The sequence below is a fragment of the Clostridium algidicarnis DSM 15099 genome, assembly GCF_002934235.1.
In the GTDB taxonomy this organism is placed as follows: Bacteria; Bacillota; Clostridia; order Clostridiales; family Clostridiaceae; genus Clostridium_L; species Clostridium_L algidicarnis.
Genome location: NZ_PTIS01000004.1, coordinates 1 through 15,111, shown reverse-complemented (window position 1 = coordinate 15,111; position 15,111 = coordinate 1). Strand labels below are relative to the sequence as shown.

Annotated in this window: 15 protein-coding genes and 2 riboswitches; of the genes, 4 read left to right on the top strand and 11 right to left on the bottom strand. The window is 29.7% G+C overall.

Annotation, left to right across the window (positions count from 1 at the left end):
* Positions 1-80 precede the first annotated feature (80 nt).
* Positions 81-257, bottom strand: a riboswitch (Lysine riboswitch).
* A 201-nt stretch (positions 258-458) separates the two neighbouring features.
* From BD821_RS04410 to BD821_RS04385, 6 genes are all read right to left on the bottom strand, one after another.
* Positions 459-1,118, bottom strand: coding sequence for a hypothetical protein (locus BD821_RS04410; RefSeq protein WP_242971459.1), 660 nt, complete (start codon positions 1,116-1,118; stop codon positions 459-461).
* A 141-nt stretch (positions 1,119-1,259) separates the two neighbouring features.
* Positions 1,260-1,799, bottom strand: a complete 540-nt coding sequence (locus tag BD821_RS04405; protein WP_104409497.1) for a histidine phosphatase family protein — start codon at positions 1,797-1,799, stop codon at positions 1,260-1,262.
* A 61-nt stretch (positions 1,800-1,860) separates the two neighbouring features.
* Positions 1,861-2,310, bottom strand: a complete 450-nt coding sequence (locus BD821_RS04400) for a GNAT family N-acetyltransferase (protein ID WP_104409496.1) — start codon at positions 2,308-2,310, stop codon at positions 1,861-1,863.
* A gap of 226 nt (positions 2,311-2,536) precedes the next feature.
* Positions 2,537-3,661, bottom strand: a complete 1,125-nt coding sequence (locus BD821_RS04395) for a sodium/glutamate symporter (RefSeq protein WP_169993973.1) — start codon at positions 3,659-3,661, stop codon at positions 2,537-2,539.
* A gap of 18 nt (positions 3,662-3,679) precedes the next feature.
* A complete protein-coding gene (locus BD821_RS04390; RefSeq protein WP_104409494.1) occupies positions 3,680-4,144 on the bottom strand; it encodes a C-GCAxxG-C-C family protein in 465 nt (154 codons plus the stop codon).
* A gap of 316 nt (positions 4,145-4,460) precedes the next feature.
* On the bottom strand, positions 4,461-5,846 hold the full coding sequence (locus BD821_RS04385; protein ID WP_104409493.1) for an L-cystine transporter: 1,386 nt from the start codon (positions 5,844-5,846) through the stop codon (positions 4,461-4,463).
* Between the two features lie 387 nt (positions 5,847-6,233).
* Here BD821_RS04385 and BD821_RS04380 point away from each other — a divergent pair, with 387 nt between their 5' ends.
* Both BD821_RS04380 and BD821_RS04375 read left to right on the top strand, forming a co-directional pair.
* Complete coding sequence (locus BD821_RS04380; protein WP_104409492.1) at positions 6,234-6,629, top strand: RDD family protein; 396 nt, start codon at positions 6,234-6,236, stop codon at positions 6,627-6,629.
* A 79-nt stretch (positions 6,630-6,708) separates the two neighbouring features.
* Complete coding sequence (locus BD821_RS04375; protein WP_104409491.1) at positions 6,709-8,364, top strand: DEAD/DEAH box helicase; 1,656 nt, start codon at positions 6,709-6,711, stop codon at positions 8,362-8,364.
* A 157-nt stretch (positions 8,365-8,521) separates the two neighbouring features.
* Here the strand turns inward: BD821_RS04375 and add are convergent, their stop codons facing one another.
* From add to BD821_RS04360, 3 genes are all read right to left on the bottom strand, one after another.
* Positions 8,522-9,514 (bottom strand): adenosine deaminase, encoded by a 993-nt coding sequence (add, locus tag BD821_RS04370; RefSeq protein WP_104409490.1) that lies wholly within the window; start codon positions 9,512-9,514, stop codon positions 8,522-8,524.
* Between the two features lie 58 nt (positions 9,515-9,572).
* Positions 9,573-9,672, bottom strand: a riboswitch (purine riboswitch).
* Between the two features lie 92 nt (positions 9,673-9,764).
* Positions 9,765-10,940, bottom strand: coding sequence for a THUMP domain-containing class I SAM-dependent RNA methyltransferase (locus BD821_RS04365; protein WP_104409489.1), 1,176 nt, complete (start codon positions 10,938-10,940; stop codon positions 9,765-9,767).
* Positions 10,941-11,113: 173 nt separating this feature from the next.
* On the bottom strand, positions 11,114-11,923 hold the full coding sequence (locus BD821_RS04360; RefSeq protein WP_104409575.1) for a ZIP family metal transporter: 810 nt from the start codon (positions 11,921-11,923) through the stop codon (positions 11,114-11,116).
* Positions 11,924-12,218: 295 nt separating this feature from the next.
* Between BD821_RS04360 and BD821_RS04355 the strand changes: the two genes are divergently transcribed.
* Complete coding sequence (locus tag BD821_RS04355) at positions 12,219-12,803, top strand: MORN repeat-containing protein (RefSeq protein ID WP_423236756.1); 585 nt, start codon at positions 12,219-12,221, stop codon at positions 12,801-12,803.
* A gap of 167 nt (positions 12,804-12,970) precedes the next feature.
* Here BD821_RS04355 and BD821_RS04350 read toward each other — a convergent pair whose 3' ends face one another.
* Positions 12,971-13,135 carry a zinc-ribbon domain-containing protein gene (locus tag BD821_RS04350; protein ID WP_104409487.1) on the bottom strand — a complete coding sequence of 55 codons (165 nt, stop codon included), beginning with the start codon at positions 13,133-13,135 and terminating at the stop codon, positions 12,971-12,973.
* 365 nt (positions 13,136-13,500) lie between these two features.
* On the opposite strand from BD821_RS04350, the gene BD821_RS04345 reads away from it, so the two are divergent.
* Entirely contained in the window at positions 13,501-14,058 is a 558-nt protein-coding gene (locus BD821_RS04345) for a hypothetical protein (RefSeq protein ID WP_104409486.1), read from the top strand.
* A 99-nt stretch (positions 14,059-14,157) separates the two neighbouring features.
* Here the strand turns inward: BD821_RS04345 and BD821_RS13380 are convergent.
* On the bottom strand, positions 14,158-15,111 hold a 954-nt coding region (locus BD821_RS13380), incomplete at its 5' end, for a hypothetical protein (RefSeq protein ID WP_169993970.1).

Genomic DNA, 15,111 nt, shown 5'->3' with positions numbered 1-15,111 from the left:
CTAGAACCTAAAAAAAGCCCTAGAGTATTCATACTCCAGGACCCATAATAACAAAATGTTAAATTAAAACAAAGGTTCCGTTGCATGATAGCTCTCCACAAATTAAAATTTGCGACAATTAAACATATATTTTATGTAAAACCAGAAATAGAACATTAAAGCATTAGTTCTACTCTTCGGCGATAACCCCTTTTACCTTACATCATAGTGCTTAACTTAGTAAAGTTACTCTTAGATACCGCTCCTCTATCACAACCATATTCACTTTATACATATTTATACACTATGTTATAGGACTTGTCAATGTCAATTTTTATATCTTTTAAACCCTTTATGGTGTTCTTAATAAAAGATATCCTAAATAAACGACATGTAATTGTCTACTTAATTTTAGCCTCCAAATGCCTTTAGTTGTATTGCTCCATAAACCTTTTAATAAACTTAATCCTTTTTTGCCATTATTCTTTTTCAGAAGACTTATTTAAGTTTTCTACAAAACATAAATGATCCAGCCTTTTTAAAACCTTTTTATAGCCTTCTTTTATATATTTATTATTATAAAGCTCCTCGTAGCTTATCCTTTCTATATCCACTTTTAAAATACTCTTAAAGTTTTCTCCATATAATTTAACTAAAACAGACTTATATCCCTCACATATTTTATTAAAGTTACAGCTATCTTCATATGTACCACAATTTAATATATCAAAATTTAACTTTTCAATTATTCCATAAAGTTGATATATGTAACTTAATTCTTTAAGTGAATACTTATCACTTAAAGAAGATACAACACAGGAATAATCCTTATTTATAGGTATTGGATATTGTGTTTCCACATGTCCTTTATTATCTCTTAAAAATCTTATACTTTGAAAGATAGTTGTACATATATCTAGCCTTATCATATTTGCGTTTTCACAAAGCTTTTGTTTCTTATATATTTCCTCATATTTTATATTTTCTTTCATAATCCTATACTGTTCTTCTATACTCTTTTTTGTGTTTTTACTGCTTATAACCCAGCTACAAAAAGCACCTATAAGTGTACCTAATATAATAGCTAAAGCAGATATAACTGTTCCTATTAGATGATCTGGTATTGTAATTAAACTCAAAAACCTCACTCCTTGGATAAGTACTACTTATATTAATACCCAAAAAGTAAGGTTTTTATAAAACTTTTTATCTAAAACTTATTTATATATATATATTTAGTATAAAGTATAGATTATTTCATTATTTATTTTCTATCAATCTTACCTTTCATATAAATACAACTTACCATTTTCTGCCTTTAAGAACTTATGGCCTTTAAATCCACGTCTTTCAAGTTCTTTTCTAATTGAATACATTATACCCGCATGACTTACTATAAGTATATTATCTTCCTCTTTAGCATCTGCTATTATTTCATCTAAAATATTTTCAACTCTGACTTTAGTAAGACTTCTTATTTCTGGTTGAGATGGATGATCTTTAATCCAAGCCACCCTACCTATAACATCCCAAAGATAGTAATGTAATGGTAACCTTGTATTAAACCTAGACAGAGTTTGAATTTCACGAAGAGACTCTGTTACAATTATATCTCCTTTATATATACTTTTAGCCGTAAATATAGCCCTTGAAAGATTACTACAATAACATTTATTCCATGTTACATTGCCTAAATCTACTTCTTTTTCAAATACCTCTGAAATATTATATCTATTTGCATATTCATTATATTCTGTTGAATTCATATATCTTTTATGTTCTATATTAACTTTAAAGTGCCTTACTAGTCCTATCTTCAATCTTATCCCCCCAATGCTTGTGTTAAAATTATATCTTTATAGCTATACTGCTATTTAAAGTTTATATCTTTGTATTATATATCATTTCTATATGTGGTATATTATCCTCTAGATATTCCTCTAAATCTTCTTTAAATCCTAGTGATTCATATAGTCCTTTTGCGTAAACCTGAGAAGATAATCTAATTGAATCTTCTTTTAAAAATACTTGAATAAATTCTATAGCGTTTTTCATAAGTTCAAATGCAAGTCTTTTTCTTCTATATGGTTTTTTAACAATAACCCTACCTATAGAAACTTCTTCATAGGATAATCCTTTTTTAAGGATCCTTGCATAAGCTATAATCTCTTTTCCTTCTTTATAATAAACATGGTAACAAAACTTATCCTTACCATCGCAATCTTCATAGGCACAGTTTTGTTCAACAATAAACACTTCATTTCTTAAAGAAAGGATATCATATAATTCATCTAAAGAAAGTTCATTAAACTCTTTTATAAATACTTGCATATTTTCACCTACCACCTAAAATTAATGTACTACATGTTATTATTGTAACCTTAATTATATCATATGAAGACAAATTAAATATGTAATCCATGATATTCTTTAATATCTAAAGGTTCTAAATTTATCATATAAAAATAGAGATAGGCTTTAGCCTATCTCTATTTTTTCATAAAATATTGTGTTTTTATTATCTACATAATAGGTAATTATAAAATTTAATGATGTTTTATAAAAACAACTTTATAATGAACATATTAAATATATTAATTATCCAAGCCCCTACTGGTGGTACAATGAATAAAACTATTGGAAGTGCCCCTTCTCTTTCAGTTAAGCATTGCAAATTACTCATTGTACTTGCTGGCATTCCTACACTGAACCCTATTAATCCCGTTGCAACATAAGATGCTAGCGGATTCTTTTTATACAATTTAAATACCACGTAATAACTTAGTGCTATTAACCAAGCTAATTGTATAATCATAAGAACTAAATTATATAAGCTTACTTTAAATATCATTGTTATATCAAACATAGAAAATGTAGTTATAAGTAGCATGGATAAACAAAAATTACCTATAAGATTTACATTAGGTGCTTTAACCTCATAGACCTTTGAAGCGTCAAAAATCCATCTTAGTATTAACCCTAATATAAAACCTCCTCCTGCTGGATTTATATATTTACTAAATCCATATTGAGTTGGCAACAATGAAATGGCTATCCCCACCACAAAGATTAAAATATATTGCAAAAATTCTTGAGGTGTAAAACTCGGTGCTGGTATCCTTAAATTTTTGGACAAGTCTACCTTATTTTTTAACTTCTTAAAAAATAACCCACCTACTATAGCACCTATGTATAAAGTTAGTATAGAAAGGGATGTAAGTGACTGCATTACTGGTTTACCACCTTCTAGGAAACTAGGTACGAGTCCCCCTAATGTGTGATCACCCATAAGTCCTAATGAGCCTGATATAATTATGTCATAGGATGATTTTCCAAGAACCTTTCCTATTCCAAGGCTTACTACGTTTTGCATTAAAGCTACCATTATAACTAAAAACAAAAATAATAACTGTAACTTTAAATTTTTCTTAAATGTAGCAAAGTCTATTCTAAGACCTATAGATAAGAAAAATCCTGCTACAAATATAGGAAGTGCAGAGAAGTCTAATTTTAAGGTAACATAATTCTTTGCAATAGCTAAAACTATGGAAAATAGCAGTCCTCCTATCACTGGTGCAGGCACGTAACTCTCTCTTAAAACATTTACACTTTTTTGGAGAGTATATCCTATAACTAGGAATATTATAAGTACTGCTAATGTTTGAAGTATATTAAGCTCCATAACTAACATTCCACCCTATTAATTATTTTCATCTTTATTTAATTTATCATCTTCATATAATTTTTCTGCTATATATGCAGCTACTTCTCCAGTAATCTTTATGCAATGAGCTTTTCTTTCTGGTGATGTAAATTCAAAGTTTTTTGTCATTACTCTACAGCAAGTACTCTTGTATATTCCTTTTATATGATCATGTAAATCTGCTGACATAGGAAACATCTTTTCTTGCATATCTTCCCCATGTTCTCTTCCATAAACCATACCTAATGCCATTACACCGCCACTTACAGCTCCACAGACACAGCCTGATTTACCAATACCAACTGGAAATCCTGAAGCTAATTTTGTAACATTTTCATCGTAAGGCTTATCTAACATATCATTAATTGTTTTAACCACAGCTTCGGAGCAGAAGAATTCTCCTCTTTCAAAATACCCCTCTGCAGTATGTCTTACTTCCTCAACAAACTGATCTTTTTTCATATAAATACCTCCTAAACATATTTTGATTTTAAATGTATCATTTAACAAATTGCCTGTCCAATAGCTAATATGAATAGCTATAATATAATCAATTGGTTTTTTAAATACATGATCTTTATCATTATTTTATTGTACAATTTTACCCTATGATTATCATAGATCGCAAATCTTAAATATTTCCAAAAATCAAAGTATTTAGCTTCGCATTAGTAACTCTAAAAAACCAAGAGGCTGTGGTACTAATTTTTTAGTACCACAGCCTCTTAATTTATTGTTTTAAGTATATATTTACAAAGTAATTATTTGATAAAACTTTTTACTTTGCTAGCTTTTGTATATCACCATTGTATATATCTGTATCTAGTTCTTTCATTATTCTGCTAGATACTACTCCTGATACTATAGACCCACTTACATTAAGTGCAGTTCTGCCCATATCTATTAATGGTTCTATTGCTATTAGTAGTCCAACTAAACCTACAGGAAGCCCCATGGCAGATAATACTGTTAAAGCTGCAAATGTTGCTCCACCACCTACCCCTGCTATTCCAAAAGAGCTTATTGCTGTAACTATTATAAGCTTAATTAAAAATGCAGGTGCTAATGGATTTATACCTACAGTGGGTGCTATCATAACTGCAAGCATAGCAGGATATATACCCGCACAACCATTTTGTCCTATGCTAGATCCAAGAGATGCCGAAAGGTTAGCATATCCAGCTGGTACTCCTAACTTTTCTACTTGTGTTTCAACATTTAAAGGTATAGCTCCAGCACTTGTTCTTGCTGTAAAAGCAAATGTTAGAACAGAAGCGGTCTTTTTAATATAGGTAATTGGATTTAATCCAAAAGCCGCAATTATTATCAAATGTATTGCAAACATTATAATTAATGCTACATAAGATGCTATAACAAAACTTAGTAACCTTAGTATCTCACTAAAATTACTGGTAGAAACCATCCTAGTCATTAAAGCAAGTACCCCATAAGGAGTTAGCCTTAATATAAGTGTAACCATCCTCATTACAACATCATGAAGTGAGTTCAAAAACTTAATAAAGAACTCAGCAGATTCTGGCTTCTTTTTCTTTACACCTATAGTGCTAACACCTAAAAAGGCTGCAAAAAATACCACTGATAAAGTTGCAGCACTCCCTTGACCTGTCATTGAGTAAAAAGGATTTGTAGGTATTATCTCTATTATCTGATCTTGAACAGACTTTGTTTCAAAATCTTTAAGTGTTGATTCAAGCTTTTCACTTGCTTTAGCTTCATTTTCTCCTGATTGCAATCCTTCTGCATTTAAGTTAAAAACTTTTGCAGTACCTGCTCCTACTCCTGCTGATATTCCTGCTGTTATAACTAAAACGGCAATTATTAATCCTGCCATCTTACCTAAATTTTTTGAATCCTGATTTATAATAGCAGTTGTGATGGAAACAAAGATTAACGGAATAACTATCATTTTTAAAAGTCTTACATATCCAGTACCTATTATAGCGAACCAAACATTAGATTTTAACACAACATCTGATGTTGGAGTATAAACCAATTGCAATATAGCTCCATATAATATACCAACGCCTAAGGCCAGGAAAACTCTCTTTGAAAAAGAATAGTGCTTCTTTTGCATAACTGCAAGAACATAAACAAGCCCTAACATAATCAATGCATTAATTAATACTAAAATTCCTGTACTCATCTTATCCCTCCTGATTTTTAGTCTAATATTAAGAGTTTTTCTAAAAAAGGTTGTTTTTTTAGAATTTAAAAGTTTAAAGCTCTGATTTAAGTTGATTAATAGCTATATCTTTCGTTATAATGGAAATGATTATTTCAATTATAACTTTTTAAAAACTCTATGTTATCTTATATTTTATCATAATATAGCATTTGGCGCTATCAAGTGATTCTTAGACTCAGGTGGAGTTTGCTTATAAGGAATACATCTCTCCATTTGAGTCTTAGAAGAACTTATCCAGGGGCGTAGCAGCCGTCATACCCCACCTTGAAGAAGATAGGGATGTTACGGATGGTAGCCATCGGATAAATTTCAATGCAAATAATTAAGTGGAGGTTTAATAATTAAATGAAATTCGAAATTATAAATAGACTAGGGTCATTAATTATAGATTTACTAATATCTATTGCCATACCTTTAGTTATCTTTAAAAATCTTGGATTCAATATAAATATATCTTATTTATATTGTGGAATATTATATATAATATTCTTAGTGTTATTACCTATAATAACTAAAGGTTATACCATTGGAAAGTATTTGTTTAACCTTAAAATTTGCTCAAAGGATGCGACTAGTGTGTCACCCATCCAGATATTATATAGAGAAGTAGCCAAGCTAATGTATACAATACCCTTACTAGGTTTAATATTAATATTCTTTTCTTTTTACTTAATAAATACTGCCCCAAATAACCAAGGCATTCATGATATCTTTGCAAATACTAAGGTAATAAAAATATAACATTAACAACTTTATAAATATTCCTTGCAAAAGTTGGCATACTATATTATAATTAGTTGTTATGTTTGGAGGAGAAATAATGGAAAATTTAAAATTTAATGATTTAACACTTAATGAAAATGTACTTAAATCCATCGAAGGTATGGGATTTGAAGAACCATCTAAAATTCAACAAGAGGTAATACCTATTATCTTAGAAGGTTTTGATGTTATCGGTCAGGCTCAAACAGGCACAGGTAAAACTTTAGCTTTTGGAGCACCAATAATAAGTAATCTTAACAGATCTTCAAATAAAATTCATGGTATAATACTTACACCTACAAGAGAGCTTGCTATACAAGTTAGTGATGAACTAGTAAGGATTGGTAAGGATTCTAATTTAAAAATGCTACCAGTATATGGCGGTCAATCTATAGATAGACAAATTCAAGCTATAAGAAGAAACCCCGACATTATAGTCGGAACCCCAGGAAGAGTTCTAGACCTTTTAAGAAGAAAGATTTTAGACTTAAAGTTTATAGACTTCCTTGTACTTGATGAAGCTGATGAAATGCTAAATATGGGATTTGTTGAAGACATAGAACTTATAATCCAATCTTCAAATGAAGAAAGACAAACACTTTTATTTTCTGCAACAATGCCTAATACTATAAAGAAAATTGCACAAAGATACATGAAAAAAGATACTAAGCATATTTCTATATTAAAAAATCAAATGACAGTATCAACAGTAGAGCAGTTTTATTATGAAATAAAGCATAATGAGCGATTTGAAAGTTTATGTAGAATTCTTGATGTAGAAGGACCTGAAAGTTGCCTAATCTTTTGTAAGACTAAAAAGGGTGTAGACGAAGTAGTAGAATCTATGCAATCTAGAGGATATAGTGTTGAAGGAATGCATGGAGACATGAACCAAAACCAAAGATTAAATACTTTAAGAAAGTTCAAAGATGACAGTATAGATTTCTTAGTAGCTACAGATGTTGCTGCTAGAGGTATTGATGTTACTAATATAACTCATGTTATAAACTATGACCTACCTCAAGATACAGAATCTTATGTTCATAGAATCGGAAGAACTGGTAGAGCAAACAAAAAGGGTGTAGCTTATACTTTAGTAAGTCCTAGAGAGTATAAAACTTTAAAACAAATAGAAAGTGCTACAAAAGGCAAGATTAAAAGAAAACCAATACCAACAATAGATGATATATTCACTGCAAAGTATGCAAGTATTATCAAAAAGGTTAAAGAAACTTTAGAAAACAAAGAGTACAGCAAGTTTGTACCTATTGTAACAGAACTAGACGAAGAATATGATTTAATTGATGTTAGCGCTGCTTTAATGACTATGATCTACGGAAAAGAAATAAGTTATAATTCTAATGAAAATAATGATATTGCATCAAATAACAACAGTAGTTACAGCAATAGCAATGGCTATAGCAATAATAGCAATAGTTATAACAATAGACGTAGTAATAGTAACAATGGCAATGTTTCAAGATTATTCTTAAGCATAGGTCACTTAGATAAAGTAAAACCTAAATCTCTAGTAGACTTTTTAACTGATAATTCAAATGCAGATAGAAACTCTATTGGAAATATAGATATACTTGATAAATTTACATTTATAGATGTAAAATCTGATGCTGTAGACAGTATATTAAACAATTGTTCAGGAAAAAGTCTTGAAGGCAGAAGAGTAAACATTGAAATAGCTAAAAGTTCAAAATAAGCTATTCAAAAAAATCAAATATAAAAATAGCTAGAACTTTTAAGTAAGCTATATTGTAAAAGTAAATTAAAAGAGCTTAACTCAAAAAACATAATATTGAGATTAATTTTTCAATTGAGAAGCTCTTTTTTACGTTACTTTTGACCTTACAAAATCTTTACATATACCCCCTTAATCTTTCTTTTGTTGTTTCATTAGCAAAGCATACATCTATCCCATTATAATAAATCTTCTTATAATCATCTTTACTAATATCAAATTCTTTTAATGCTAAGGAAATTTCCTTACTCATATCTGTATTAGAAACAGTTCTATTATCTGTATTTAATGTAACTTTAATTCCATCCTTATAAAAATCATACATAGGGTGGTTTTTTATTGTATCCACAGCCTTTGTCTGTACATTGCTACTCATACAGATCTCTAGTGCAATTCCTCTGTCTTGAACCATATCATATGCCCTTTTGCAATTATCAATATTTACTCCATGCCCTATTCTTTCTGCTCCTAAAAGTTCAATTGAATCTAATACATTTTCTCCAATTCCAGTCTCACCAGCATGAATAGTAATTCTATACCCATATCTTTTAGCTAAAGCCATAGGCTCAATAAATTCTTTTGCAAAGCCTTTTCTTTCAGCTCCGCAAAGATCTACAGCTACTACGCCTTTATTTAAATACTCTTTCCCAATTTCTAAAACTTCAAAAATGCTGCTAGGTGGAGACGTCTTCAAAAATGATAATATTAGATTACCTTTAATATCATATTTCCCTTCTGCTTGTTTGATGCCACTTAAGACACTTTCTATAATCCTTTTAGTATCAAGACCTCCATTAGTATGCAGCAAAGGAGCAAACCTTATTTCCATATACTTAACATTTTCTTTTGCTGCATCTTCTAGTAATTCATAGGTTATCCTTTTAAGACTATACTCACTTTGCATTATCTTTATAGGCAATGAAAACTTTTCTAGATATTCATCAAGAGAAGCACATTCCATAGGAGCTATCATAAGGTCTGTTATTTCTTTTATATCATAACTTGGAATATCAATCTTCTCTCTTTTTGCTATATCAATTATGGTCTTTGGCCTAACACTTCCATCTAAGTGACAGTGAAGCTCTATTTTCGGTAAATCCTTTAAATTCATATACTTTCCTCCATTTAAAATTATTAAAACAAAAAAATCCTGACCACAAAGAAGATATACAAAAGTATACCTTCTTCGTAATCAGGAATTATTGGTCCCTGGTAGACACCCCTAAACCATATCATTAGAGTTATACGAAACTTAATTATATTTTTATTAAAACTTATCTTTTAATTATCTTATCATATTTAAATAGTCTGTCAACACTATTAATAATTTAAACATCATTGAATTTATAACTTATTAGATCTTATTTCCAAATCTCTTCACTCTTAGTTTCTTTGTTATCTTCTCTTTTTTCTTTTTTTGGTTCCTCGCTAAAATATTGATAGTAATAGCAAAGTAGTCTTCCATTATATAACTTTCTGTTTTTATGAGCCTTTTCTCCAAAAAGCTTTTGGAATCCTAGATGTGAGGTTATAGCAAAGAATGACCATTCATTTAATTCCTTATATACTACGCCCATATCTTCATATAAAGCTTCTACTTCACTAGCTTCTCCAAGTCTTTCACCATAAGGCGGATTTGTTATTATAAATCCATACTTTTTCTTACTGCTAAAGTCTTTTATATCTAGCTTTTGAAACACAACATTTTCTCCTACCCCTGCCTTTTCAGCATTTTCCCTTGCTGTCTTAAGTACACTACCATTGATATCCGATGCTAATATTTTAAATTCTTTATCATTTACAGCTTCTTTTGCATACTTTCTTATATCTTCCCAAAGGTCCTTAGGTATCATTTCCCACTGTTCAGATACAAAGCTTCTATTAATACCTGGTGCTATATTTCTGCCTATCATAGCAGCCTCTATTGCAATAGTTCCTGACCCGCAAAGAGGATCCGCTAAAGTTCTCGAAGGCTCCCACTTACTTAAAAGCACCATAGCCGCAGCTAATGTTTCCTTAAGAGGTGCTTCTCCTGAAAGTCCTCTGTATCCCCTTTTGTGAAGTCCAGGACCTGTAGTATCTACTGTAAGAGTTACTATATCTTTTAATATAGCTACTTCTATTTTATATTCAGCCCCATCTTCAGAAAAGAGATCTCTTCTATACTTTCTTTTCATAGATTCTATAACTGCCTTCTTAACTATAGATTGGCAATCTGGTACGCTATGAAGCTTTGACTTTATGGACTTCCCTACTATATGCATAAATCCTGTTATAGGTATTAAATCTCCCCATTCTACAGCCAATGTTCCTTGGAATAACTCCTCAAAATTCTCTGCCTTAAATTCAGCCATTCTTATTAAGACTCTATCTGCTGTTCTAAGCCACATATTACATGTTACTATATCCATTTCATCGCCTTGAAACATAACTTTACCATTTTCTATAGTTAAATCTTCATATCCTAAAGCCTTAAGCTCATTTGCTACAACCTTTTCTAATCCAAAGGTGGATGTTGCTATTATCGTATATTCCATGTTTTTCTCCCCTACAAGTAAATTTTATATTTATATATTTATTCTATCATTTATAATAGGTTTTCACTAATGTTTTATTTAATTCATATCTTTAAAAATAAAGAGGAAGACTATAATTTAAAACATATAATCTACCTCTTATTTAAACTTTTATAAAGTTATATTGCTAATTTCTACCCAAGAGCAACATCTAGTACCATCATTATTGCAAAGCCTATCATAGCTCCAATAGTTCCAACATCACTATTTCTTTCTGCTTGAGCTTCTGGTATAAGTTCTTCTACAACAACATATATCATAGCTCCTGCTGCAAATGATAGGGCATAAGGTAAAATAGGTTTCATTGCAATTACTGCAACTGCCCCTAGAACCCCTGCAATAGGCTCAACTATTCCTGATGCTTGACCATATAAAAAGCTCTTCCATCTTGAAAGACCTTCCCTTCTTAATGGTATAGAAACTGCTGCGCCTTCAGGAAAGTTTTGAATAGCTATTCCAATAGCTAGCGCCATAGCACCAGCTAAAGATGCAGATGGTAAATCTGCAGCTATAGCTCCAAATGCAACACCAACAGCCAATCCTTCTGGTATGTTATGAAGAGTAATAGCCAATACTAAAAGCACACTTCTTTCCCAACTGGTTTTAATACCTTCAGCTTCCTCTATAGGCGCTCCTATATGAAGATGTGGCAATATCTTATCTACAGCCCATAAAAATCCACCCCCCATTAAAAACCCTACAGCGGCAGGTATCCAGGCACTTCCACCACTAGCTTCTGACATCTCTATTGCAGGTGCTAACAAAGACCAGAAACTGGCAGCTATCATAACCCCCGCTGCGAAACCTAGCATTCCATTTAAAACCTTTTTATTTATTGTTTTAAAAAGAAATACCAGTGCTGCTCCAAGCGCAGTTACAAACCAAGTAAATAAAGTTGCAAAAAGAGCTTGCATTATAGGATCCAATCCTTTAAACCATTGAATAATCATAAATTCCTCCTTATAAAATAATATTAATTTCAAAGTTTATGTTTACTTATCAATATTATTTTAATATTTTATTTGTATATTATCAATGTCTATTCTTTCATAATAAAAATAATCTTTATATGAATTATGATATAATGAAGTTATAACTCTTCTATCAAGTAATTCTTAACTTATTTTAGTATAATTATCTATTATTAAGTTCTTAATTCTTTATTATCCGAAACAAATTATTAATTTTGGATAAATTAAAGGTTACAATATTGCATCTTACTCAAAATTACAAAGGATGGTGTTTAAAATTAAAATTAAAAACATACAAAATACTAATTTCAATAAAATTAAACTAAAGGGTGATATCTTAAATAAAATGAAGATAGACAGCAATAAAAAAGCTGTGTCTACACATGTTCATGGAGGAACTTACCTAGGTGAAAAAAATAATGGTAAGATGCATGGAGATGGAACTTATATTTATAAAGATGGAAGCAAATATATAGGCCAATGGAAAGATGATAAGATGGATGGGGATGGAACCCACATATGGTCTAATGGAGAAAAATATATAGGTCAATGGAAAGATGATGAAAAAAATGGGTACGGTATATATACTTGGCCCGATGGGGAAGTATATATAGGTCAGTGGAATAATGGAGAAAAATCAGGTACTGGTACCTACACTTGGTATGATGGAGACTCATATACAGGAAACTGGGACCATGACTTAAGACATGGATATGGTATCCACACCTGGTCAGATGGCAACAAATATATTGGTAATTTTGAAAATGATCTAAAGCATGGGGTTGGTATGTATGTATATGCAGATGGAAGTACAGAAACTGGTACCTTTAAAAATGATAGTATACAAGAATAATTAATTATTCTAAAAGACGGAAGATATTTTAAGATATCTTCCGTCTTTTATTACTTATAATACCTTTATGTATTTAAGTAATAATTTCTTTAACCAAATACAATAAGTATTGGTATATAAAAAAGAGTATAGAAATTGCTTTCTATACTCTTATCATTCTGTTTAGACTATCTTTGGAATCCTCTGTTGTTTTGTTGCTTTCTAGCTCTTCTACAATCAGGGCATCTTTGTGGTTCGTTTTCGAAACCTTTTTCTTTGTAAAATTCTTGTTCTCCCTCAGTGAAAACAAATTCTTTACCACAGTCTTTACATATTAAATTCTTATCTGCCATTTAAACATTTCTCCTTTTTATTTATATTAAGATTTAAAAACTGATTTACTTTATATGCCTAAAAAGGTAATGTTTAAATCATATTAAATCTCCGTCGCTTTTTTTATTCTTGCGACTATTTAAATATAACATACATTTTTTAAATAAGCAACCATTTTTTAATATCTTTAAATATTATTTTTTATTACTAAATAACTTTATATGTTATAATTAACTATCTTTATTATAACATACAATAGTGTTTATAGGAAGATTTTTATATTAATATATTCCCCTATTCTAAATATACATGTTTTAATCTTTTTCTAAACAACAATGCATTACCTGTACTTATCCATTACTTAGGGAGTTGAATTTATATTATTATGAATGATAACTATATTTATCTAGTCTTTTCAAAAACAGGAACCTGGCTTTCTAGACTTATTACTATAATAAGTAAAATTAAATATGTCCATTCCTCAATTAGCTTTGATAAATCTTTCACTACTATGTACTCTTTTGGCAGACTTCATCCTAATAATCCATTCTTAGGCGGATTCGTTGAAGAAAACTTGCATGAAGGTGTGTACAAGAAGTTTATTGATAGTGAATGTTTAATATACAAAGTTAAAGTATCTGAAATTGAATTTAATTCTATAAAAAAAGAAGTAAATAGATTCTTAGAGGAAAAGTACAAATACAAGTATAATTTTATAGGCTTATTTGCTATATTGGCTAATGTCCCTATAAAGAGAAAGACTCATTATTTTTGTTCTGAATTTGTTTCTGAGATTTTAATTAATTGTAATCTCTATGAATCTAATAAAACTCCATCGCTTATAAAAACAAATGACTTATTAAAAATACGTAATAAAGAGATCATTTATGAAGGATACATCAATAATTACTATGCATCCGAAGAATTATCTATAGTTGAATAAGGTTTTTAAGTTGTACAAGTAGTTATAACTACCCATATTTAAATATAAGTAGTAGGAATTAATGATTACTTGTACTACTTTAATATACCTTTATATAAATCAAGGTGTTATTGACTTATTTTTATTATAATTAAATACATCTTGATTTTGTAATAATGTAAGTTTTAAAACCAAAATCATTTTTTTATCTATCCTTTTAAATGTATCTGTTTCTTTTAATACATTTTCTGATTCCTTATTATGCTGTTTATTATTAACTTCTATTATTCTACTGCTCTTTAGGTTGCAAAATACACTTTCACTAAAATGGTCTAAGTCTTCATTGCATCTCTCATATGTACCCTTATCATTAATACCTTCTATTAATGATTCCATATTCAAAAGATATGAATTGTTATTAAGTATAGGCTTAGTAACAAAAGAAATTTCTGTTGAACATTTAAATGGAATATTTAAAATAACCTTTTTTATTTCTCCATTTACAGAGTCCTTATCAGAATAATTTACAGTAGAATATTCTATCTCCTCCTCTACAACTCCTTTTATAAATAACTTATTCGTACACGTAACTAGTTGACATCTTTTTAATACTACCTTTTTATCTAAAGACATTATTTTCAATATAGGCTCTTTGAACTCTTCAGTAGCCACTATAAAAATTGGCACTTCTATTTCAGATAATACAACAGGAATCTTAACAACTGCATCCTTTAATAAAAAATCTGATTTAATATCTTCATTTTTGCAGCATCTTAATACTGTAGTATTTTCAACTGTAGTTTTAGATTTATAGGTGATTGTACTTTCACTATTTTTATATTTATCTTCATTCATATACACATTTTCTTTTAGCTCTTTAATATTTTCTTTCAATTTCTCAGTTGTGTGTTCTTGTATATCATAATTATTCTGAATAGTATCTTTTAATTCATCATCTATTTTCTCCTCTGGTGGATTTGATAGTGTTAACACTATCGTTGTTTTATTTATTTCAATCCTTGCTATTGCAAGGGTTTGTTCTATTTTAAACCTAAAAAAACAATGACCCCCTCT

Coding starts and splice junctions, on each gene's coding strand:
- BD821_RS04400 (WP_104409496.1), bottom strand. CDS start 2,310: ATGCAAGTATTTATAAAAGAGTTTAATGAACTTTCTTTAGATGAATTA.
- BD821_RS04395 (WP_169993973.1), bottom strand. CDS start 3,661: ATGGAGCTTAATATACTTCAAACATTAGCAGTACTTATAATATTCCTA.
- BD821_RS04390 (WP_104409494.1), bottom strand. CDS start 4,144: ATGAAAAAAGATCAGTTTGTTGAGGAAGTAAGACATACTGCAGAGGGG.
- BD821_RS04385 (WP_104409493.1), bottom strand. CDS start 5,846: ATGAGTACAGGAATTTTAGTATTAATTAATGCATTGATTATGTTAGGG.
- BD821_RS04380 (WP_104409492.1), top strand. CDS start 6,234: ATGAAATTCGAAATTATAAATAGACTAGGGTCATTAATTATAGATTTA.
- BD821_RS04375 (WP_104409491.1), top strand. CDS start 6,709: ATGGAAAATTTAAAATTTAATGATTTAACACTTAATGAAAATGTACTT.
- add (WP_104409490.1), bottom strand. CDS start 9,514: ATGAATTTAAAGGATTTACCGAAAATAGAGCTTCACTGTCACTTAGAT.
- BD821_RS04365 (WP_104409489.1), bottom strand. CDS start 10,940: ATGGAATATACGATAATAGCAACATCCACCTTTGGATTAGAAAAGGTT.
- BD821_RS04350 (WP_104409487.1), bottom strand. CDS start 13,135: ATGGCAGATAAGAATTTAATATGTAAAGACTGTGGTAAAGAATTTGTT.
- BD821_RS04345 (WP_104409486.1), top strand. CDS start 13,501: ATGAATGATAACTATATTTATCTAGTCTTTTCAAAAACAGGAACCTGG.